General features: G+C 50.6%; 2 tRNA genes and 2 rRNA genes. All 4 read right to left on the bottom strand.

The features are described from left to right. A 23S ribosomal RNA gene (locus tag KQI21_RS13915) occupies positions 1 to 1,157 on the bottom strand; the annotation flags it as partial. Positions 1,158 to 1,406: 249 nt separating this feature from the next. After that, positions 1,407 to 1,479: transfer RNA gene (locus KQI21_RS13910), tRNA-Ala, on the bottom strand. A 22-nt stretch (positions 1,480 to 1,501) separates the two neighbouring features. Next, positions 1,502 to 1,578 (bottom strand) — tRNA-Ile (locus KQI21_RS13905). Positions 1,579 to 1,807: 229 nt separating this feature from the next. Continuing rightward, positions 1,808 to 2,212 (bottom strand): 16S ribosomal RNA (locus KQI21_RS13900); the annotation flags it as partial.

Below are 2,212 nucleotides of genomic sequence, written 5' to 3'. Positions count from 1 at the left end.
CTCGACCAGTGAGCTATTACGCACTCTTTAAATGGTGGCTGCTTCTAAGCCAACATCCTGGTTGTCTAAGCAACTCCACATCCTTTTCCACTTAACGTATACTTTGGGACCTTAGCTGGCGGTCTGGGCTGTTTCCCTTTCGACTATGAACCTTATCACCCATAGTCTGACTCCCAAGGATAAGTAGTTGGCATTCGGAGTTTGACTGAATTCGGTAACCCGATGAGGGCCCCTAGTTCAATCAGTGCTCTACCTCCAGTACTCTTTCCTTGAGGCTAGCCCTAAAGCTATTTCGGAGAGAACCAGCTATCTCCGTGTTCGATTGGCATTTCACCCCTACCCACACCTCATCCCCGCATTTTTCAACATACGTGGGTTCGGGCCTCCAGTCAGTGTTACCTGACCTTCACCCTGGACATGGGTAGATCACACGGTTTCGGGTCTACGACCGCATACTCTGTTCGCCCTGTTCAGACTCGCTTTCGCTGCGGCTCCGTGTCTTCCACTTAACCTTGCATACGATCGTAACTCGCCGGTCCATTCTACAAAAGGTACGCCGTCACCCATAAACGGGCTTCGACTACTTGTAGGCACACGGTTTCAGGTTCTCTTTCACTCCCCTCCCGGGGTGCTTTTCACCTTTCCCTCACGGTACTGGTTCACTATCGGTCACTAGGGAGTATTTAGCCTTGGGAGATGGTCCTCCCGGATTCCGACGGAATTTCTCGTGTTCCGCCGTACTCAGGATCCACTCCGGAGGAAGTTCCTTTTTGATTACAGGGCTGTTACCTCCTTTGGCGGATCTTTCCAGATCGCTTCATCTAAAGAACTTCTTGGTAACTCCTATGGAGTGTCCTACAACCCCAGAAGGCAAGCCTTCTGGTTTGGGCTCGTTCCGTTTCGCTCGCCGCTACTTGGGAAATCGCATTTGCTTTCCTTTCCTCCGGGTACTGAGATGTTTCAGTTCCCCGGGTCTGCCTCCTCTACCCTATGAATTCAGATAGAGGTACTGCTCCATTACGAACAGTGGGTTCCCCCATTCGGAAATTCCCGGATCAACGTCTACTTACGACTCCCCGAGACATATCGGTGTTAGTCCCGTCCTTCTTCGGCTCCTAGTGCCAAGGCATCCACCGTGCGCCCTTATTCACTTAACTAACTCGCTTCACATGAAATAAGCTAGACGCTTTTTCGCCTTTATTGCTTTGGTTATTCTAGCTTCCGCTCATAGCGACTTGCCTGACTTCCTTTACCTTCGTACGATAAGTCAACATTGATTTGCCTCTCGGCTCTTCGTGTTTCCTTTATCTCCTGCGGTTCAGTCCAGTCCGTATGTCGCTAAGCATTCGCTTCAGCTTTTGGTTTGATGTCGTTGTTACTCTTATTTAGTTTTCAAGGTACAAAAATGGAGCCTAGCGGGATCGAACCGCTGACCTCCTGCGTGCAAGGCAGGCGCTCTCCCAGCTGAGCTAAGGCCCCATGTAAATTTTATATTAGCAGATGGTGGGCCTGAGTGGACTTGAACCACCGACCTCACGCTTATCAGGCGTGCGCTCTAACCAGCTGAGCTACAGGCCCATCTTCGAATGTAAAAGTGATAAATCACTCTCTCAAAACTGAACCAAACAACCGAGTATGTCTTCCGTATAGTCTAGCTCAAACTCCTAGCAACTAGCGAATTTCCTTCTCCTTCCTACGATAAGTCAACATCCATTCGCCTTCGGCTCATCGTGTTTCCTTTATCTCGTCAGGAGACGTCCAATTCGTACGTTGCTAAACAGTCGTTTTCGCTTTTTATTATCCTTAGAAAGGAGGTGATCCAGCCGCACCTTCCGATACGGCTACCTTGTTACGACTTCACCCCAATCATTGGTCCCACCTTCGGCGGCTGGCTCCTTACGGTTACCTCACCGACTTCGGGTGTTACCAACTCTCGTGGTGTGACGGGCGGTGTGTACAAGACCCGGGAACGTATTCACCGCGGCATGCTGATCCGCGATTACTAGCGATTCCGGCTTCATGCAGGCGAGTTGCAGCCTGCAATCCGAACTGAGAATGGTTTTGTGGGATTTGCTTGGCCTCACGGCTTCGCTGCCCTTTGTTCCATCCATTGTAGCACGTGTGTAGCCCAGGTCATAAGGGGCATGATGATTTGACGTCATCCCCACCTTCCTCCGGTTTGTCACCGGCAGTCACCTTAGAGTGCCCAACT

Origin of the sequence: Virgibacillus proomii (assembly GCF_018916875.1) — a bacterium.
GTDB classification, from domain to species: Bacteria; Bacillota; Bacilli; order Bacillales; family Amphibacillaceae; genus Virgibacillus; species Virgibacillus proomii_B.
Note: the sequence above shows the minus strand (reverse complement) of the source record. Positions and strands in the feature narration are given on the sequence as shown.